The sequence below is a fragment of the Streptosporangium sp. CA-135522 genome, from assembly GCF_050949235.1.
In the GTDB taxonomy this organism is placed as follows: Bacteria; Actinomycetota; Actinomycetes; order Streptosporangiales; family Streptosporangiaceae; genus Streptosporangium.
Genome location: NZ_CP192026.1, coordinates 1,499,311 through 1,518,525 on the forward strand (window position 1 = coordinate 1,499,311; position 19,215 = coordinate 1,518,525).

16 protein-coding genes are annotated in these 19,215 nt (G+C 71.3%); 10 read left to right on the forward strand and 6 right to left on the reverse strand.

All coding sequences use genetic code 11. From position 1 onward, the window contains the following. Positions 1 to 36: 36 nt before the first annotated feature. The gene (locus tag ACQPYK_RS07385) at positions 37 to 1,449 is read right to left on the reverse strand and encodes an SDR family NAD(P)-dependent oxidoreductase (protein WP_433252218.1); all 1,413 of its coding nucleotides are present in this window, start codon (positions 1,447 to 1,449) and stop codon (positions 37 to 39) included. Between the two features lie 166 nt (positions 1,450 to 1,615). Here ACQPYK_RS07385 and ACQPYK_RS07390 point away from each other — a divergent pair, with 166 nt between their 5' ends. The 7 genes from ACQPYK_RS07390 (at position 1,616) to ACQPYK_RS07420 (ending at position 8,560) form a co-directional block, all read left to right on the forward strand. Then, positions 1,616 to 3,235 (forward strand): CDP-alcohol phosphatidyltransferase family protein, encoded by a 1,620-nt coding sequence (locus ACQPYK_RS07390; protein WP_433252221.1) that lies wholly within the window; start codon positions 1,616 to 1,618, stop codon positions 3,233 to 3,235. Between the two features lie 112 nt (positions 3,236 to 3,347). Next, complete coding sequence (locus tag ACQPYK_RS07395; RefSeq protein ID WP_433252224.1) at positions 3,348 to 3,971, forward strand: DUF5941 domain-containing protein; 624 nt, start codon at positions 3,348 to 3,350, stop codon at positions 3,969 to 3,971. A gap of 102 nt (positions 3,972 to 4,073) precedes the next feature. Beyond that, positions 4,074 to 4,808, forward strand: a complete 735-nt coding sequence (locus ACQPYK_RS07400) for a sugar phosphate nucleotidyltransferase (RefSeq protein WP_433258714.1) — start codon at positions 4,074 to 4,076, stop codon at positions 4,806 to 4,808. Positions 4,809 to 4,813: 5 nt separating this feature from the next. Further along, on the forward strand, positions 4,814 to 5,854 hold the full coding sequence (locus ACQPYK_RS07405) for an iron-containing alcohol dehydrogenase family protein (RefSeq protein WP_433258716.1): 1,041 nt from the start codon (positions 4,814 to 4,816) through the stop codon (positions 5,852 to 5,854). Then, on the forward strand, positions 5,832 to 6,599 hold the full coding sequence (locus ACQPYK_RS07410; protein WP_433252227.1) for a CDP-alcohol phosphatidyltransferase family protein: 768 nt from the start codon (positions 5,832 to 5,834) through the stop codon (positions 6,597 to 6,599). Before ACQPYK_RS07405 ends, ACQPYK_RS07410 begins: the two co-directional genes overlap by 23 nt. Before the next feature lie 196 nt (positions 6,600 to 6,795). Next, positions 6,796 to 7,677, forward strand: coding sequence for a glycosyltransferase family 2 protein (locus tag ACQPYK_RS07415; RefSeq protein ID WP_433258718.1), 882 nt, complete (start codon positions 6,796 to 6,798; stop codon positions 7,675 to 7,677). Positions 7,678 to 7,684: 7 nt separating this feature from the next. Then, positions 7,685 to 8,560, forward strand: coding sequence for a sugar kinase (locus tag ACQPYK_RS07420; RefSeq protein ID WP_433252230.1), 876 nt, complete (start codon positions 7,685 to 7,687; stop codon positions 8,558 to 8,560). Positions 8,561 to 8,717: 157 nt separating this feature from the next. On the opposite strand, the gene ACQPYK_RS07425 is transcribed toward ACQPYK_RS07420, so the two are convergent. Then, positions 8,718 to 9,455: an acetoacetate decarboxylase family protein gene (locus ACQPYK_RS07425; RefSeq protein WP_433252233.1), complete on the reverse strand. Its 738-nt coding sequence runs from the start codon at positions 9,453 to 9,455 to the stop codon at positions 8,718 to 8,720. A 120-nt stretch (positions 9,456 to 9,575) separates the two neighbouring features. Here ACQPYK_RS07425 and ACQPYK_RS07430 point away from each other — a divergent pair, with 120 nt between their 5' ends. After that, positions 9,576 to 10,055 (forward strand): RNA polymerase sigma factor, encoded by a 480-nt coding sequence (locus tag ACQPYK_RS07430; protein ID WP_433258720.1) that lies wholly within the window; start codon positions 9,576 to 9,578, stop codon positions 10,053 to 10,055. Further along, positions 10,024 to 10,302 (forward strand): hypothetical protein, encoded by a 279-nt coding sequence (locus ACQPYK_RS07435; RefSeq protein WP_433252236.1) that lies wholly within the window; start codon positions 10,024 to 10,026, stop codon positions 10,300 to 10,302. The genes ACQPYK_RS07430 and ACQPYK_RS07435 overlap by 32 nt, the downstream gene beginning before the upstream one ends. Positions 10,303 to 10,314: 12 nt before the next feature. On the opposite strand, the gene ACQPYK_RS07440 is transcribed toward ACQPYK_RS07435, so the two are convergent. The 4 genes from ACQPYK_RS07440 to ACQPYK_RS07455 all read right to left on the reverse strand — a co-directional run bounded on the left by ACQPYK_RS07440 (position 10,315) and on the right by ACQPYK_RS07455 (position 16,884). Continuing rightward, positions 10,315 to 11,436: a glycosyltransferase family 4 protein gene (locus ACQPYK_RS07440; RefSeq protein WP_433252239.1), complete on the reverse strand. Its 1,122-nt coding sequence runs from the start codon at positions 11,434 to 11,436 to the stop codon at positions 10,315 to 10,317. Positions 11,437 to 11,485: 49 nt separating this feature from the next. After that, the gene (locus tag ACQPYK_RS07445) at positions 11,486 to 13,486 is read right to left on the reverse strand and encodes an acyltransferase family protein (protein WP_433252242.1); all 2,001 of its coding nucleotides are present in this window, start codon (positions 13,484 to 13,486) and stop codon (positions 11,486 to 11,488) included. 259 nt (positions 13,487 to 13,745) lie between these two features. Further along, the gene (locus ACQPYK_RS07450; RefSeq protein ID WP_433252245.1) at positions 13,746 to 15,338 is read right to left on the reverse strand and encodes an LCP family protein; all 1,593 of its coding nucleotides are present in this window, start codon (positions 15,336 to 15,338) and stop codon (positions 13,746 to 13,748) included. Between the two features lie 157 nt (positions 15,339 to 15,495). Next, positions 15,496 to 16,884, reverse strand: a complete 1,389-nt coding sequence (locus ACQPYK_RS07455) for a hypothetical protein (protein ID WP_433252248.1) — start codon at positions 16,882 to 16,884, stop codon at positions 15,496 to 15,498. A 104-nt stretch (positions 16,885 to 16,988) separates the two neighbouring features. Here ACQPYK_RS07455 and ACQPYK_RS07460 point away from each other — a divergent pair, with 104 nt between their 5' ends. Next, on the forward strand, positions 16,989 to 19,136 hold the full coding sequence (locus tag ACQPYK_RS07460; RefSeq protein WP_433252251.1) for a hypothetical protein: 2,148 nt from the start codon (positions 16,989 to 16,991) through the stop codon (positions 19,134 to 19,136). Positions 19,137 to 19,215 lie beyond the last annotated feature (79 nt).

Sequence of the window (19,215 nt, forward strand, 5' to 3'; positions counted from 1 at the left end):
CCCGAGTGCGGTGTTTGCCCTGGTAGGCGCGCTGTGTCAGGTTCCGCCGAGGCGGACGTCGATCACATGTCCGGTCAGATCGGAGATGAGAACGTCCATGGAGGTCTGGGCTACGGCGCGCGGTGAGAGCAGGGTGTGCGCCGGTTCCTCCCCGAAGGCGCGGGTCCGCATCGGGGTGCTGGTCCGCTCCGGGTTGACGCAGTTGACCCGCACGCCGTACTCGGCCCACTCGTCGGCGAGGGCCTGGGTCAGGTTCACCACGGCGGCCTTGGTCGAGGAGTAGAGGCTGTAGTCGGCCCGGCCCCGCGTGTAGGAGGAGGAGGTGTAGAGCAGCAGGTGGCCCTGGGTCTCGCGGAGGTGGCCGATGGCGGCTCTGGCGATGTTGACGGGACCGAGGTAGTTCACGCCCACGGTCTCGGCGATCGTGGCGTCGTCCACCTCGCCGAGCTTGCCCATGTGCAGCACGCCGGCGGTGTTGACCACGTAGTCGATCCTGCCGGTCTCCTTGGCCGCGTGGGCGAGCGCGTCGCTCACCGCCTGGGCGTCCTCGACGCGCACCCCGTTCAGCGAACGGGAGAAGGAGAACACCTCGGCGCCGTGGCGTTCGGCCAGGTCGACGATGTCGGCGCCGATGCCGTAACTGCCCCCGAACACCACCATGGTCCTGCCCTCCATCGCCTCCCGATAGGCGAAGGGGGAGTGCTCCGGCGCGCTGCTCGCGGCGAGCTGGAAGAGCTTGTCGGCGATGAACACGTCCACCGGATGGGTGACCTTCATGTTGTGCTCGCTGCCCGGAACGATGTAGATCGGCACGTCGGGCAGGTAGCGCAACACCACGCCGCAGTCGTCGGTGGGCGGCTGCTTGTCGAAGTCGGGATCGGCGAAGGCCCGTTCGTAGGCCTCGCGGATCACCGAGAGCCGGAAGCACTGCGGCGTCTGGCCGCGCCGCAACCTGGACCGTTCGGGGATGTCGCGGATGATCTCTCCGCGCGGGCCGGGAGCGGCCACCACGACCGTGTCGGAGCTCGGAATCGCCACGTCGACGGCCGAATAGACCTTCAGGGCCTCCACGCACTCGGTGAGGATCCGGGGCTCCAGCAGCGGCCGTACGGCGTCGTGCAGGAGCACGTCGCACTCCTGCGCGCCCAGCGCCTTCAGCGCCCGCCAGGTCGTGTCGGTACGGCTCGCGCCCCCCTCCAGGATCTTGCCGACCTTCCTGAAGCCGTTGCGGGCGACGATCCGCTCCACCTCGTCGGTGAAACCCGGGGTCATCATCACGATGATCTCGTCGATCTCCGGCGCGCCGTTGAACAGGGCGAGGGTGTGTTCGAGGATCGTCTTCCCGGCGATCTTGACGAGCTGCTTGGGGGTGTTCAGGCCGACACGCTGGCCGACCCCGCCGGCAAGGACGACCCCGACGGTGCGAAGGCGTGGTTCGAGAGCGGCCAAGATCTGCTTCCTTCAACGGTCCGGATACGGCGAGCGTAATGGGTGCGTACCCGATCGCGGGTCGCGCTCCCGTGCTATCCAGTCAAGATCTCGCTACGCTAAGTGCGCACTCCCCGATTCGTACGGTGATCCCGTCGGATACGAAGGAGCCCGGAAGGAGCCCGGTTTGCATGATTCTCACGCTCCCGCGTCGTCTGGCACCTCCCAGACGGTCGCCGTCGTGCTCGCCACCACCGAGGCGGCGAGCCTGCGCTGCGCCGACGGCACGCTGCTCGACCGGCTGACCGGCCAGCTCGCCGGGCTCCCCGTCGGAGACGTGCACGTGGTCGCCCGTTCCAGCGACATCATCCACGCCACCGGCGGCGCCTACATGATCGGCGCGGAGGGGTCGCGGGGGCTCGCCGACGATCTGCGCAGGGTCGCCGGGGTGGCCCGCTCGGCCGCCGGCCCGGTGGCCGTGGTCGCCGGAGACCTGGTGGCTCACACCGAGGCGCTGGCCATGCTCCTGGAGCATCCCTCGCGCGGTACGAGCGCGCTGGTGACCATGGGCGGTGGGGATCGCGGGCCGTTGCGCCCGCCGGTCCGGGTCGAGGGGGACCGGATGGTCGCCGCGGGCACCTCCTTCCACGGCGTCGCCGATGCCAACGGCGTCTTCCGGGGCGCCTTCCAGGTCGGCGCGGCCGATCTGGAGGGCCTCGCCGAGGTCGCCGAGACGCTGGCCGGGCTGGCCGAGACCGGGGGGTTCGGCCCGATGGCGGCCGCCGAGGTCGGCGACCTGCTGCTGGTCGGCCTGGTCCGCTCCGGCGTCTGCGTGCGCGCCTGCCGGATCGGGCGGCTGTGCTGCGACCGGGTGGCCGGACAGGCGGGCGCCGACTCGGCGGTGCTGCGGTTGGGGGAGGTGGACGAGGAGTTCGCCCGGCTGGAGGCCACGGTCAAGTCCGACGACGGCTTCTTCGCCACCCATTTCGTGAGCTCCTGGTCCCCTCACCTGGTCAAGCTGGCGGCCGATCTGCGCCTGACGCCGAACGCGGTCACCGGGATCTCCGTCGGCATGGCCGTGCTCGCCGCGGTCTGGTTCACCACGGGCACCCGCGAGGGGCAGATCGCCGGGGCGATCTTCCTCTACCTGTCGTTCGTGCTCGACTGCGTGGACGGTCAGCTGGCCCGCTACACCCGGGCGTTCTCCCCGCTCGGCGCCTGGTTGGACGCCACCTTCGACCGGGTCAAGGAGTACGCCGTCTACGTGGGCCTGGCCATCGGCTACACCGCCGGGCTGGACGACTCCCACGGCGGTCCGTACGGCATCTGGGTGCTGGCGGTCTCGGCGATGGTCCTGCAGATGCTCCGCCACATGATCGATTTCTCCTACACGGGGGCCCGCGCCGACGCCGGCCGGCTGAAGGCGGCCCGCGCCGGGACGGCCGCCTCGCTGACCGTCCCGGCCGAGGCGGCCACGTGGGCGGTGTCCCCGCGGGCACCGCTGGAACGGCAGGCCGAGGTCGCGGACGGGATCGCCGCCGCCGAGCGTTACCTGCGGGAACGGCGGGGGCCGGCGGACGGGTCGGGCAACGCGGTCGTGAAGCTGTCGCGCCGCCTGGAGCGGAGCTCGTTCACCCGCTGGCTCAAGAAGATCATCGTGCTCCCCATCGGGGAGCGGATGGCCCTGATCGCCCTGACCGCCGCGGTGTTCAACGCGCGGGTCACCTTCGTCGCGCTGCTGGTCTGGGGCGGCGTCGCCGCCCTCTACACGGTCGCCGGCCGGATGGGCAGGTCCCTGGGCCGATGAGAATCCACAGGCCACCCGGCCGGTGACCGGAGACGTCGGCTCCGCGGCCGGCGGAGCGAGAGGCGAGACCCGGCCGGCGTTCCGCGAAGCGAGTGAGGAGACGACCGCGATCATGGTATCCGTGCACATGGCTCCGGTGCCGCACAGCACCGTGACGGCCTATCGGGACGACGGGGCCCTGTCCCGGGCGATGGGCGCGCTGGTGGCCGGGCAGCTCCCGCCGCTGCCGCCCGCGATCGTCGGCACGTTCGTGACCGGGGTGCTGCTGATGGTGGGCGTGGCCGGCACCGACGGGCTGGCGGTGTTCGCCCCGGCGGTGGCGCTGTTGCTGGCCGGCCCCGGCAGCTCCCACCCGCACGACGGCCGGTTCGACTGGCTGGTCCCGCCCATCCTGCGCCTGACCGAATACGGGTTCGTGGCCTCGGTCGGGTTCGCGCACGACGTGCCCCCCTGGCTGATCTTCCTGCTGCTCGGCGCGATGGCCTTCCACCACTACGACGTCGTCTACCGGCTGCGCCAGCGCGTCTACCCGCCGCACTGGCTGGCCACGTCCGGTCTGGGCTGGGACGGCCGCATGCTGCTGGTCGCCCTGGGCGGCCTCGCCGGGCAGGTCACGCTGGTCTTCGCGCTGCTCTCGCTCTACCTGTGGGGCCTTTTCGGGTGGGAGAGCGTCACCTGCTGGCTGGCCGCGCCGCGTTCGGGGGTGGACGCGGCCGACCTGGGCGCTCACGATTGAGAACGCCTGGCAAACCCTGGATTACACCATCAGGGCTTAAAGCCAACTAACCTTTGGGGCCAGAGTGCCCGCCGAGGGGCTCACTTGGATGAGGAGCGCACGTTGCTGGGAATGGTGCTGGCCGCCGGGGCCGGACGACGCCTGCGGCCGTACACGGACACGCTGCCCAAGGCGCTGGTGCCGGTCGATGGCGAGACCACGATCATGGACATCTCGCTGCGGAATCTCGCGGCGGCGGACCTTCGTGACGTCGTGGTCATCGTCGGCTACCAGGCGCAGGCCGTACACGAGCGGAAGGCCGAGCTGGAGCGGCGGCACGGTGTGAAGCTCACCCTCGTGCACAACGACAAGGCCGAGGAGTGGAACAACGCCTACTCCCTGTGGTGCGCGCGCGACTACTTCGACCAGGGTGTGCTGCTGGTCAACGGCGACACCGTGCACCCGGTCTCCGTCGAGCACACGCTGCTGTCGGCCCCGGCGACCAGCGACATCCTGCTGGCGGTGGACGACGTCAAGAAGCTCGCCGACGAGGAGATGAAGGTCACCCTCGACGGCGACGGCCACCTGGCGCTGATCACCAAGCTGATGGACCCGGCCGACGCCGCGGGTGAGTACATCGGCGCGACGCTGATCCGCCCCGGTATCGGCGGGCGCCTCGCCGACGCCCTTCAGGCCACCTTCGAGCGCGACCCGCAGCTCTACTACGAGGACGGCTACCAGGAGCTGGTCGCCCGCGGCGAGAAGATCGCGGTCGCCCCGATCGGCGAGGTCTCGTGGGTCGAGGTCGACAACCACGACGACCTGGCGAAGGCGCGGGAGATCGCGTGCCGATACTAGCCAGGATGCTGCCCGCCCCGCTGACCATGGAGGTACGGCGGGGCGCCATCGCGCAGCTCGGCTCGCTGCTGGCCGACAGCCGGGTGGCGACCTCCGGGCGGGTGGCGGTGGCGGTGGGGGCGGGCCAGGGCGACAGGATCGCCTCGGTGATCGCCCCCTCGCTCGGCGAGGCACAGGTCTTCCGGGTGCCCGACGGCTCGGTGGACGCGGCGGTCTCGCTCGGCGCGGATCTGCGTAAAGGCGCCTACGAGGCGCTCGTCGGGATCGGCGGCGGCAAGACCATCGACGCGACCAAGTACGCCGCGTCGCTGGCCGGGATCCCGATGGTGGCGGTGGCCACCAACCTGTCGCACGACGGGATCTGCTCGCCGGTGGCGTCGCTGACGCACGACGGCGGCAAGGGCTCCTTCGGCGTGCCCATGCCGCTGGCCATCATGGTGGATCTCGACTTCGTCCACGACGCGCCGCCGTCGCTGGTCCGCTCCGGGGTCGGCGACGTGGTGAGCAACCTGTCGGCGATCGAGGACTGGCAGCTCGGCAACGCCGAGCGGGGCGAGCCGATCGACGGCGTGGCCTGCGCGATGGCCCGCACCGCGGCGGAGGCGGTGATCGGCAGGGGCGACTCGATCGAGTCCGACGCGTTCCTGACCGTGCTGGCCGAGGCGCTCATCCTTTCGGGGATGTCGATGGTGATCGCCGGGTCCTCCCGTCCATCCAGCGGCGGAGATCATGAGATCCTGCATGCCGTGGATCAGCTTTTTCCCGGCACCTCCAACCACGGCGAGCTCGCCGGGATCGGTGCCGCCTTCTGTTTCTTCCTCCGCGAGGACGCGCGAAGGCTCGACCAGGTCGTCGAGTGCCTGCGCGCGCACGAGCTACCGGTCACCCCTGGCGACGTGGGGCTGACCGCCGACCAGTTCACCGAGGCGGTCATGCTGGCGCCGTCGACCCGCCCGGGGCGTTACACCATCCTGGAGCACCTGCGCCTGTCGGAGCCGGAGATTCGCGATCGAGTGGAGGACTATGTCCGGGCCGTCGGTCGCTGAGTTCCGTGCGGTGGCCCAGCCGCACTCGACCATGGACCGCAACAGCGGCGAACACTGGGCCGGCGCGCTCTACATGCGGAAACTGTCGATCTACGTCACCTGGTTCCTCGCCAAGACGCCGATCACGCCCAACCAGACCACCTGGCTGATGATCCTGTCCGGATTGCTGGCGGGCGTGGTCCTCGCGCTGCCCGGCCTCTGGGCCGCCGTCGGCGCCGCCCTGCTGATCCAGCTCTACCTGCTGCTCGACTGCTCCGACGGGGAGCTGGCGCGCTGGACCAAGCGGACCTCCATCACCGGCGTCTACCTGGATCGGGTCGGCCACTACTTCGCCGAGGCCGCCCTGCTCATCGGGCTGGGCTTCCGGGCGTCGGCGGTCCTTCCGGACTGGTACACCGTGATGGGGTTCGCCGCCGCGCTCGGCGCCATCCTGATCAAGGCGGAGACCGACCTGGTCGATGTGGCGCGCGCCCGGTCGGGTCTGGTCGCGGCCACCGAGAGCTCGGCCGAGCACTTCAGCTCCCGTGGCCTGGGCATGGCGCGCAAGGCCGCCGCCGCCCTGAAGTTCCACCGGCTCGTCCAGGCCGTCGAGCTGTCGATCATCGTGGTGATCGCCGCGGTGTGGGACCTGGTCAGCGGCGGCCTGGCCGCCACGCGGGTGCTCATGGTCGCCTGTGTCGTGGTCGCGGTGCTGCAGATGGCTCTGCACCTGATCAGCATCCTGGCCTCCCGGCGGCTTTCATGAGGAACCGGATGGCGTCGCGGTGCGTCGTAGGTGCGAACACCCCGCTGTTTGGTGGGTGTTCGCCGGCGGTTCCGATACGCTTGCTCTCCGGTAAATCAAAAATGCTCAGCCACGCCAAAAGCGCCCGACACAGCAGACTCGGTGATCATGAAAGTATGCTCCGCACGTGCTCTCGACGCGTCAGGACGATGACCCGTTGAAGATCTCGTGCGTCATCCTCACCATGGGGAACCGTGTCCCCGAGCTGGGCCGGGCCGTCGAGTCCGCGCTGAACCAGACCGACGGCGACGTCGAGGTGGTCATCGTCGGCAACGGCGCGGACGTTCCCGAGCTGCCGGTCAGCGTGCCATCCGGCTCGTCCGCCTCGATCAAGGTCGTGCGCCTCAGTCACAACACGGGCATTCCGGCGGGCCGCAACCGCGGCGTCGAGGAGTGCTCGGGCGACGTGGTGCTCTTCCTGGACGACGACGGCTGGTACGGCGCGGTGGACGTCGTCTCCCACCTGCGTGAGCGCTTCTCCACCGAGCACGACCTCGCCGTCGTCTCCTTCCGGGTGATGGACCCCGACGGCGGCACCGGCCAGCGCCGCCACGTCCCCCGTCTGCGTGCGGGCGACCCCGAGCGGTCCTCTCCGGTCACCACCTTCCTGGGCGGTGCCTGTGCCATCCGCCGCTCGGCCTTCCTCCAGGTCGGCGGCCTCCCCGAGCGTTTCTTCTACGCCCACGAGGAGACCGACCTGGCCTGGCGGCTGCTCGGCGAGGGTTACCGCATCGAATACGACGCCCAGACCGTCATGTACCACCCGCAGGTCCCGCCGACCCGCCACGCGGACTTCTACCGCCTCAACGCCCGCAACCGCGTCTGGCTGGCCCGCCGCAACCTCCCCTGGCCCCTGGCCGCGCTCTACCTCCTCAACTGGGTCGCCCTCACCCTGATCCGCGAGCGCTCCGGCACCGCCCTGCGCGCCTGGTTCAAGGGGTTCACCGAGGGACTGCGCGAGCCCGCGGGAGAACGCCGCCCCATGGGCTGGAAGACGGCCTGGCGCATGCTCCGCCTGGGCCGTCCGCCGATCGTCTGATTCCCCCGTGGACGTCTACACCCTCGGCGAGGCCTTCGCCCTCGTCACCAGCGGCCGGATCCGTCACGAGCACGAGGCCAGGCTGGACGTGGCCGGGGCCGAGTTCACCGTCGCGGTCGGGCTGGCCAGGCTCGGGCACACGGCCGCCTGGCTGGGCAAGGTGGGGGGCGACGAGCTGGGGGCGCGCATCCTGACGGCGCTGCGCGGGGAGGGCGTGGACGTCTCGGACGCGCGGGTGGACGACGCGTCCCCGACCGCGATGCTGTTGAAGGAGTCCAGGCTCGGACAGGCGGCCAGGGTCACCTACTACCGCACGGGCACCCGGCTCACGCAGGGCAACGTTCCCATCGACCGGATCGCGGCCTCACGCATCCTGCACGTCAGCGGGATCGCCGCCGCGTTGAACGCCCGCGACGCCGTGCACGCCGCGGTGCGGGCCGCGCGGATGGCGGGGGTCACCGTCTCGGTGGCCGTCAACTACCGCGACCAGCTCTGGCCGGACCTGAAGGAGGCCGAGGAGACCCTCGGCGCGCTGGCCTGCTCGGCCGACGTGCTGTTCGTCCGGCAGAGCGAGCTGGACCTGGTCAAGCCGGCGCTCACCGGGGACCGCGAGGTCATCGTGATCCGGGGCACCCGGGGCGCGAGCGTCCGGGTGGACGGCGTCCGCCACGACGCCCCGAGTCTCGCCTCGCCCGTGGTCGATCCCACCGGCTCGGCGGACGCCTTCGTCGCCGGTTATCTCAGCGCGCTGCTGGACCGGTTGCATCCGGCCGACCGGCTGCGCCGCGGCGCCCTGCTGACGGCCTTCGCGGTGTCCAGCACCAGCGAGTGGCAGGGCCTGCCCACCAGGGCCGAGCTTCCCCTGCTGGCGTCCGACGCCTGAACATCCGGCGCCCGAACGCCCGAACGTCCGAACGCCCGGCACCCGAACGCCCGGCACCCGAACGCCCGGCACCCGAACGCCCGGTGCCCGAAAATCCGGTGCCTGAGAATCCGGCGCCGGACCGGACCCTGGAGAGGCCGGGCCCCGAGCGGTGTCGCTAGAGCTCCTTCGCCTCTTCGAAGGTCATGGCGATGTGGGAGACCGTGCTGGTCATCAGGGCGCGCTTGGGCAGGCCGAGCTCGCTCAACTCCTTGGCGACGGGGTGGTTGCCCAGACGGATCAGTGCGCCGCCGGGGCGCACCCTGACCCCGCGGGGGGACATCGACCAGGGAATGCGGCGGGTGACGCCGTCCAGGTGGCTGTAGGCGTCGACGGGGGCCATCGTGCCGCCCGCGGGCACCGGCGCGCCGGACTTGACCAGCAGGTCCAGCACCATGCGGCCGTCCTTGCGCAGGATGCACCGCTTGTAGGGGGAGGCCAGGCGCAGATCGATGTCGGCCAACTCCTTGGGGAAGCCCCAGATCGAACGGCCCGCCTCCATGGTGAAGCCCTGGTCGACGGGGAGCCAGTGGACGAACGCCCCGGCTCCGGCCCTGCGCAGCTCGGTCAGGCCCGCGCGCACGCCTCGGCGGGGCGGCGGGCTCCCGCCGGGGGGCCGGACCAGAAAGGTCACGCCGAACTCCCGGTAGGCGTCGAGGTCGCCGTCGGCGTAGTCGACGAACACCAGCGTGCACAGGGCTTTGCCGGGCAGCACCTCGGCCACGTCCAGGCCCGAGTAGGCGATCACGGCCCGCGCCGCGTCGGCGCGGACGAGGTAGGAGGCGCCGCAGACGGTGGCGTCCCGGATCCGCACCGGCATGGCGATCTCGCGTCCCTGGATCAGATGGCGTGCCATGTCTCCAGTACACCAATCTCCGGCTCTCACGTCACCGGTATGTGACCAATCCTCCTTGGAACCCGTCTTCTAGTTCGTGATGAATCAACCCCCGACGCGGAGGCGGCCATCGGCACCCGCATTGAGCAGCTCTACCGGGAGCACTGGCCACTGGTCTGCGGTTACCTCCTGCGACGCACACGCGACCCCCATCTCGCCGAGGACCTCGCCCAGGAGACCTTCGTCAAGGCCACCAGGGCGCTGCTCGGCTGGCGTGGGGAGTCGCCCGTCGCGTGGCTGCTCAGCATCGCCCGCAACGTGCTCGTCGACCATCTGCGGCGCAGCCGTACCGAACTGCCCCTGCCCGATCCGGACGAACTGGGCCTGGGTGAGGCGGTCACCGACGCCGTCGCGGTCCGCGACGTGCTCGGCCGGTTGCCCGAGCGGCAACGCAGGCTGCTCACTCTCGTCTACTTCGATGCTCGTCTCCTTCGCCCGGCGGCACAACGGGTGTCCGGAGAGAGTGGTCTACGAGGAACGGCCGAGGGCCACCCCGATCACGTGGGAGCTGACCATGGGGCCCAGCCGCATGGACCTGCCCCAGAGCGTGACGTGCAGTGACTCGCCGCCGGAGACGCTGGAGGGCCTGCGGGGCTGGGTGGGCGTGCTGCGCGAGCACGACGAGCCCAATCTCCGGCGGTTCGGGCTCGACCTGGCCCGGCTGCGGAAGGCGGCCGGTGAGGGCAGGGCTTACGCCTACGTGGACTCCCTGGCCACGATCTCGTCGCTGCGCAAGCTGATCGAGGACCCCCAGGTCGCGACGGTGCGGATGGCCGACATCGCCTTCGACCTGGAGCGGCCCAGGTGACCGTGCGAAGGGTCAGACCACGAGGGGACGGCGGTGGGCGCGCGCGGGGGCGGCGCTCGCCGTCGCCCACTCCTCCAGCCGTCCGACGAACTCCTGCGCGTGGTCGGGCCAGTGGTAGTGGTGCAGCGCCTCCGCGTGGCCGCGCGCGCCCATCGCCGCCGACCCTTGGGCGTCCTCCCGCAGCGCCAGTACGGCCTGCAGCGCCGCGTCCACGTCCCCGAAGGGGGTGACGACGCCGCAGCCGGCCCGCTCGACCAGCGAGGCGGCGGAGGGAAGCGGCGTGGTGATCACCGGGAGCCCGCGGGACATGTACTCGACGACCTTGGTCGGCATCGACTGCCGGTAGTTGGGCACGTCGTGCAGGAGCGACAGCCCGGCGATCGCCCCCTCGGCCATGCGCAGCGCGTGCTGGTTGGGCACGTAGCCGTACCAGTCGAGCAGGCCCTCCCGTTGCGCGTCCCGCAGCAGGGGCCTGATCTCGGCGTCGGCGGCGCCCACCAGGTCCATCCTGACGCCGTGCGGCAGCAGCCGCCGGGCCAGCTCGATCAGCTCGGCCGCGCCCCTGGCCCGGGACAGGTGACCCACGTAGACCACCCGGTTGTGGCCGGGCGGCGCGGGTGGGCGAGAGGGCACGTAGGTGGTGTTGGGCACGACCGGATGGGGGCGGGAGAACCTCTCCTGGTAGGCCTCCTCTGCCAGGATCAGGTGCAGGCGGTTCTCCGCCCGCGCCTCGACCCGGCGGATCAGCGAGGGCAGGGTCCGGCGCAGCTGTTCCGGGAGGTAGGGCTTGTCCTCCAGGGCGGCGGCCGTGTCCTCGTGGACGTCCCAGACGGTGGCGGGGCGCCGCCGGGGCAGCCGGAACAGCAGCTCGATGTCATGGACGATCAGCAGGTCGGCGCCCTCGACCCCGCGTTTCAGGGCTCCGCGGGCGGCCTTCAGGGCGCGTCTGCGGCGACGGCCCAGCGCGCGGGGCACGTCGATCGCGCGGATCCGTGGATCGGGCGTGACGTTGCAGTCGGTGAAGGGCGCGACATAGGTGATCTCGTGCCCGGCGTCGAGGAGCGCCCGGATCTGCCGATGCATGATCCGGGCGTCTTCGGGGTGATGGACAATCGTCCCGACACATACCCGCATATCCCGATGCTGAGTGCCGCTTCCGTCATCACCGGATGTGTTGAGTTAATTACCGGGTAACTGCCGCTGAACTCTCCCTGCCGGCGGAGGCCGCCGGTCCTCCGGTGGCGGCGGCCGGCGTGCCGGACGGGTCGGTCGAGGGACGGCGGTAGAGCCAGACCAGACGGGGCTCCAGCAGCCACTTGAAGAGGGTGCGGGTCACCGGCAGGCACAGGACGATGGCCAGCACCAGCCCGCTCGACGCGATCGCCAGCACGCCCAGCGGGCCGTACAGCCAGGGGAAGTTCAGCCATCCCTGGTCCTTGGCGATGAGGACGATGACGCCGTGCAGCAGGTAGGCGTAGAGCGTGCGGGTGCCGAGGTCGGAGAACCAGGTCTCGCGCCGGGGCACCACCGCCAGCAGCGCGACCGACATGACCAGTGCCGCGACCAGCATCGCGCCGCGCACGCCGAACCCCAGCAGCCAGGTCATGTCCATGGACTTGAAGCTGTAGCGGAAGTAGACCGGGTCGAGCCCGACGCGGGGGGCGATGAAGACGGCCGCCCCGGCGCCCGCCAGGATGATGATCCCGCCCGCGATCCTGACCCAGAGCGGCTTGAGCAGGTCGAAGTGCTCTGGCTTGAGTATCAGGCCGAGGACGTAGAAGGGGAGCAGCCCGAAGAAGCGGTCGATGCTGAAGTCGCCGGAGATCTCGGAGAATCCCGCGACCATGTAGATGACCACCGCGACCAGCAGCGGCTGCCGCATCCGGGTCCAGATGGGCGTGGAGATCCGCCAGAGCACCAGGGCGAGCAGGTACCAGTTCAGCCAGGCCGGGTCGATGATGGTCAGAGTCCACTTCTGGCCCAGCCCGAAGCGGAGCAGCGCGTAGCCGATCTCCACGACCGCGTACGGCACCAGCATGGTGTCGACCAGCTTGTTGATCTTGGCGTTGGAGTTCCAGAAGTTCCGGCCGAGATAACCGCTGATCAGTACGAACGCCGGCATGTGGAAGGTGTAGATGAACAGGTAGGCCGCCTTGGCCGAGTGCGCGGCCAGCGTGGGCACCAGCGAGTGCCCGGTCACGACCAGGGCGATCAGGACGAACTTGACGTTGTCGAGATAGGGGTCGCGCTTCTTCCTGACGGGCGGGGCCGCGGGCTCCTCCTCCGGGCGCGGCTCCTGCTCCGGCCGCGCTCCTCGCTCCGGTTGCGGGAAGTGCTCCTGGGGGGAGGGGGCGGGCTGCCGGCTGGAGTTCTCCCAGTAGGAGAACGGCCGTTCGGCGGTGGCCGGGGCCTGCTGCCGCGGCGCGCTCTGGGGAGCCGCGGGCGCCCACGCCGCGTTCCCGGCCTGCGCGACGCCGGGCTCCGACGCCCACGCGGGGTCCAGCGGGTCCAGGAGGTTTCCGGCGGGCGGCCGGGAGGGCGTCATGTCCAGGGGACCCCGGGGGAAGGGCGCGTGGGCTCCCCGGCCCTGCGAGGTGCCGGGCGGGACGTCGGCGGAGCTTCCCCAGGTCTGTGGCGCGGTGGGTGGGACGTCGGCGGAGCTTCCCCAGGTCTGTGGCGCGGTGGGTGGGACGTCGGCGGGACTTCCCCAGGTCTGTGGCGCGGCGGGCGGCGGGACGTCCCCGGAGCTCCACGGCTGCGGCTCGGCGGGCGGCCGGGTGTCCCGGTGCGAGGTCCGTTCCCGGCGCCCCGCGGGCGGCTGGGAGTCCCGGTACGGTGTCCCCTCCTGCTGTCCGGGAGGCGTCTGGGTGTCCCAGTGCGCCCAGGCGTCGTCCTCCGCCCGGCCGGTCGCGGGCGCCGGCTCCTGGTAGGCCGGGTAGCCCCAGGCGGTGACCTCGCCGGGATCCTCCTCGGCGCCCCGCCCGTCGCGGTGGTCGCCCCGGGCGGAGGCGGCGCCGTAGTCCGGCGGCTCCGGCCAGGAGGACCGGGACGGTTGTGCGTGCTCGGGCATCGGCCACGGGGCGGGTGTCCGGCCCTGTCCGTCGACGGACCCGCCGGATCCGGCGTCGGGGGCGCCGTCGTCCCGGGGAGTCGGTACGTGGAAGGGGGATCGGGTGTCGCTCACGGGGAGAACGCTCAGCTATCTGTCGGAGACGGGGAGGTGGTCGGACACGCTAGTGAAGACGCCCAGGGACCGCCGGGGGAGTGCGGCCGAGTGGGTTCGCCTCGCCGACCCGACCACACTAGACCGATCACTCGGCCTCTGTCGCACGAGCGCCGGGGGCGGGGGAGGGTTCGCGGCGAATCGTGATCATTGGAAACCCGCGACGGCCCGTGACGTCCTTCGCCCCTCGACCGCCGCCGGCCGTGACCGGCGGCGCGGGCTACTGGCAAGGGTTGGTCTTGCTGTCGATGATGGAGTCCTTGAGGGCGTCGGGGATCTTGGTGGGCACCCGGACGCCCTTCCAGTCGGCGCCGATGACCAGCTGCACGACCGGTCCGGTGGGAAGCGGGGTGACCGGGATGGACGACGCGTAGTTCTCGGTGCTGGCGGGCCGTATCTTGCCCGCGACGGGGGCGAGCTTGTCGCCGGAGAGCCTGGCGGCCACCGCGTCGGCGTAGGCGGCGCCCTCGGCGTCCTTCTTGCCGTAGCGCAGCGCGGTGACGGGCACGTCGCCGATCGCCGGCTTGGCGTTGCCGACCTGGGTCACCCGGAAGCCCTGGGCGACCAGCTTGTCGGCCACCTCCTTGGCCCTTCCGGGCGTGCCGGTGCCGTTGAAGACCTGGACCTGGACCTGCTCGTGCTTGATCGCCGGCGCGGCGGAGGCGTTGGGGGCCGGGCTCTTGGTCACCTCGATGTCGCTGCGGATCGACTCGAACAGCTCGCCGGCGGCGGGCTCCCGCCAGACGACCCGGTTCTTGTCGGCGGGGTCCGGCATCCACGGCACGGTGACGGCCTGCAGGCCCTTGGCGGTGAGGGACGGCGCGCTCTTGGCGATCTCCAGCATGCGCGTGGTGTCGAGCTTGCTGTCCATCGTCATCGAGGAGGTGGCGGCCTTGAGGAAGGCGGTCAGCTTGCCGAAGTCGGTCAGCAGCTCGGAGCTGGTGGCCTTCTTCATCACCTGCTGGAGGAAGACCTGCTGGCGCTTGATCCGGTCGATGTCGCTGCCGTCACCGAGCGAGTGGCGGGCGCGGACGTAGGCCAGGGCGGTCTCGCCCTTCACGAGATGCTTGCCCTTGCTCAGGGTGAGCTTGGCGTCTTTGTCCGCCACGTCCTTGGGCAGGCAGATCTCGATGCCGCCCAGCGCGTCGATGATGCCCTTGAATCCGGCGAAGTCGACCTTGATGAAGTGGTTGATGTGGATCTGGGTCAGCGACTCGATCGTCGCCCAGGTACAGGCGATGCCTCCGTCGTTGAAGGTCGCGTTGATCATCTTGGGGCCGCTCGGGACGACCGCCTTCGTCTTGGGGTTGCGGCAGGTGGGCGCCTGGATCATCGAGTCGCGGGGGAAGCTCAGCAGAGTCGCCCTGTCGCGGTTGGGAGAGACGTGCAGCAGCATGATCGTGTCGGTCCGCTCGCCCGTGCCCTGCAGGTGCTGGCCGTACTTCTTGTTCGCGGCGCCCTCGCGGCTGTCGGAGCCCACGACGAGCACGTTGAGCGCCCCGGTCTCCGGGGGGCGGTTGGCGCCGAGCTGGTTCTCGACGTCCTCGCGCTTGATGTTGCCGGTGAGGTCGTAGTAGACCTTGTAGGCCCCGAGGGTGCCGGCCACCAGGACGCCGGTCAACGCGACGCTGATCCAGCCGCCCACGCCCAACCGCCCGGTCTTGCGCCGCGGCTCGCGGGGCGGCGTGCCGTACTCGCCGGGGTCGACGGGGGGCGGCGCGCCGTCCTTGCCCGCGCGCCGGGAGGCCCGGCGGCCGGGACTGGCCGGTTCGGCTCGGCGGTCCTTCACGGCGACTTGCCGATGGTCGCTCATGCGATCTCCTCGCCTGGCGGCAACGTCCGGTGCTGCTTCAGCTCGCTCATTGCGCCCAAAGAGTAAGTCACGAAGTGAGTGCGGGAAGCCATGATGACGTGAACTTGGTCATGACCGTCCCTTGCAGCTCCCGTGATGATCCGGTCGCCCAGCATACTCAAATACGGACATTTCTTGGAATGTTATGGAGAGAAGGTTTACTTACCGCAAACGCCGCTGCAAGGCAGGCGGCCGGTACCACGGGCAGGACGTAGCGGTAGTCGAACTCCGCCACCGCCGGGGGCATGACCAGCAAAATCACCGCGGTCGTCCAGGGCAGCACCCACATCGCCGAGTCCGGGCGCAGGCGCCGGACGGCCACCGCTCCGAGGGGAGTGAGCAAGATCACCAGCACCGCGGCGCCGGGAAGCCGTGCGACGCGCTGGTAGGCCCGCATCCAGCCCGCGTAGGGTTCGACGATCCGGGTGACGATCGGCCCCTGCTCGTAGTCGCGCTCGGCGCGCTCGGCGCCCGCCATCGCCGGATAGCGGCCCGGCGGCGCCGGCGGCGTCGCGGGGAACTCGTAGTAGCCGTAGACCTCCCGGTCCGGATAGACCGGGCGGCCCAGGGTGAACGAGCGGGCCAGCTCCGACAGCACCGACCCCAGATAGCCGAGGGGCTGGCTGCGGACGGCCAGCGACGCGAACCGCCCGGCCAGCGTGTCGTTCTCCTCGGTGAAGGTGATGCCGGGCAGCTTGACCAGCGGTGAGTCCGGGCTCCAGACGTACTCCTGCGCGGGGGGCCGCAACCCGGGCGGGCGGGGGTCGCAGAGCACGGCCAGGTCGGCGGGCGGCCTCATCACCGCGCAGTCGGCGAAGGTCATCGTCTTGGCGTAGAGGAAGACGCCGTTGGCGCCCACGATGCCGATCCGGCCGGAGGTCGCGTGGAACCAGATCCCGTATCCCAGGATCGGCAGCGCCGCCGCGGCCAGCATCACCCCGGCGGCGAGCACCCGGCCCCGCGCCCGGTAGATCAGCCAGCCCGCGAAGACCACCACCAGCGGCAGCCCCACGGTCCTGGTCAGCGTCGCCGCGGCGAGCAGCAGCCCGATCCCGCTCGCCGTACGCCATCCGACGCTCCGGGACAGGGCGAGGCAGACCGCCGACATCACCAGCGCGCCGAACAGGGTGTCGGAGACGAGCAGGTGCTCCAGCTCGATCTGGTAGGCGTCCAGAAGGGAGGGGACGGAGGCGAGCACCGCGGCCCAGCCGGGGGCGCGCAGCCGTCTGGCGGTGAGGTAGACGAGCACGCCGACCAGCAGGCCCAGCAGGTGCTGGACCGCCGCGACGAGGGCGAAGCCGTGAAACGGTTCGAGCAGGCGCAGGAACACCGAATATCCGGCCGGCCGGACCAGGTCGGGGCGGAGCTTGAGCGCGGTGACGACATAGGTGTAGGAGTCGGGGAACCAGATCGCGGGCCGGTAGCCGAGCATGGTGACCGCCCGCAGGACGACCCCCAGACCCAGCACCACCAGGAACCACCGGTGCCCCCGAGCCCAGCCGACCACTTCCCGCCCCCTTCGCGCGCTGCGCGTACGCTACCGGTTTTCGCGACGCCGGCGCGCGAGCTCATCGCCGTCGCCGGAGGCTGCCACTACGCTCGGGACGAACTATGAGGATCATGTGGTCGGACCGGATACGAAGGCCGTCGGCGGGCAGGGTGCTCGCCGTGCTGTCGGCCGCGCCCGCGCTCGTGCTGGCGGGCTGGTTGCTGGCCGGGCTGTCGCTGCTGTTGCTCGGCTGGTTCCGGCCGCTCGCCGCGGTGCCGCTGGGCCTGGCGCTCGCCGCGGTCCTGTGCCGCTACGGCCTGCGCCGCCTGCCGGAGACCGTCGAGGCGACCGCCTGGCAGACGACCGGGGTCGTCGCCGCGGCCCTGGCCTCGGGGATCTTCAACGGCCTGCTCCACAGCGAGCAGCTCGTCGTGCGCCGCGACCCCGCCACCTACGCGCAGTACGCCGTCTGGCTGGCCGGTCACGGCTCCCTGCCGATCCCGTACCAGCAGGCGGCCTTCGGCGGAGCCGATCCGGCGCTGCGCTTCGACAGCGCGGGCTTCTACAGCTCCGGTGGCGCGGTCGTTCCCCAGTTCATGCCGGGGGCGCCGCTGATCGACGCGTCGGGCCACTGGGTGGGCGGCCTGTCCGGGCTGCTGCTGGTGCCGCCGCTGCTGGGGGCCGCGGCGGTGCTCGTTCTGTCCGGGGTCGTCGCCCGGCTGGTCGGCGCCCGCTGGGCTCCGCTCGCCGCGCTGGTGTTCGCGGTCAGCCTGCCGATCCTCTACACCTCGCGTACCACCTTCAGCGAGATCCCCTCCCTGATCCTGGTCTTCGGCGGCCTCGCCCTGCTCCACGACGCCCGGGTCAGGCTCCGCTCCGGCACCACGGGCCTGGGCTACCTGCCGTCCCTTCCCTCCGCCGAGCAGCCTGGACGGATCCGCCGGGCCCAGTCGGACGGCGCCGTGATCGGGGCGGAGCTGGCCGGCCTGGTGCTCGGGCTGGCCGTCCTGGTCAGGATCGACGGCCTGCGCGACGTGCTTCCGGCGCTCGTCTACGCCGGGCTGCTGATCGCGCTGCGCCGGGCCGGCACCCGCGACGAGGGGCGGCTCGGCGTCCCGCTGCTCCTGGGGCTGGCGGCCGGAGCCGGGACGGGGGTCGCGGCCGGATACATCCTGTCCAGGCCCTACCTGAACTATCTCGCCGACTCCCTCCAGCCGCTGCTGGCCATCAGCGGCGCGGTCCTGGCCCTCGCCCTGGTCGTCGCGCTCCTGGCCCCCCGGCTCGCGCCCCCCACGCGGCGGGTCGTGCGAACGCGATGGCTGCCCGAGGTCGCCGGCGGCCTGGTGGCGCTGGTCATGGTGGCCTTCGCGGTCCGGCCGTGGCTGGAGACCGTGATCCGGTGGCCGGGCACGCCGGACGACCGGCTGAACTACGAGTTCATCGAGCGGACCCAGCAGGCGAACGGGCTGCCTCTCAACGGCACCCGCCTCTACTACGAGGAGTCGCTGTACTGGGTGATCTGGTACGTCGGCGTCCCCGTGGTGGTGCTGGCCACGCTGGCCGGGGCGGTGCTCACGCGCAGGATGGTCCGCGGGCGGGGCTTCGGCTGGCTGCTGCCGCTGGCCGTCGTCGGCTGGACCACGGTCACCACCCTCTACCGTCCGGGCATCACCCCCGACCACCCGTGGGCCGCCCGGCGGTTGGTGCCCGTCATCATCCCCGGTCTCGTCCTGCTCGCCGTCTGGGGGCTGCGCTGGGTGCGGGACAAGGCGCGCAGGATGGGCTACGGCCCGGCCGTCCAGAACGGCCTGGCCGCCGTCGGCGCGGTGCTCCTGCTCCTCCCCCCGGCGATCACCTCCGCCGGGACGGCCTTCACCCCCATCGAACGCGGCGAGCGCGCGGCGGTCGAGGCGCTGTGCGCGGCCCTGCCGGCCCGAGCCTCGGTGCTGATCGTGGAACGGGTCACCGGCGACCGGTTCACCCAGCTCGTCCGGGGCACCTGCGGCGCTCCCACCGCCCGGGTCGCCTTCCACAGGGGCGCCGACCTCCCCGCCCGGTCCGACGTCGAGCGCCTGATCGGCCGCACCCGCGCCGCCGGCCGCGTCCCGGTCCTGCTCGCCGCCAACGCGGACCAGCTCTCCCCGTACGGCGAGCCGACCCAGGTGATGAGGTTTCGCACCCGCCAGGACGAGAGGTCGCTCGTCAGCCCCCCGGACGCCACCTGGTCGCTCACCATGGACGTCTGGATGGCCGTTCCTCCTTCGGGGTGACCACTTAAGGAGCGAAGTTGCCACATGAGCGAGCCGTTGTTCAACGATCACACCGTGGGTGTGCGTGATCTCACGCATG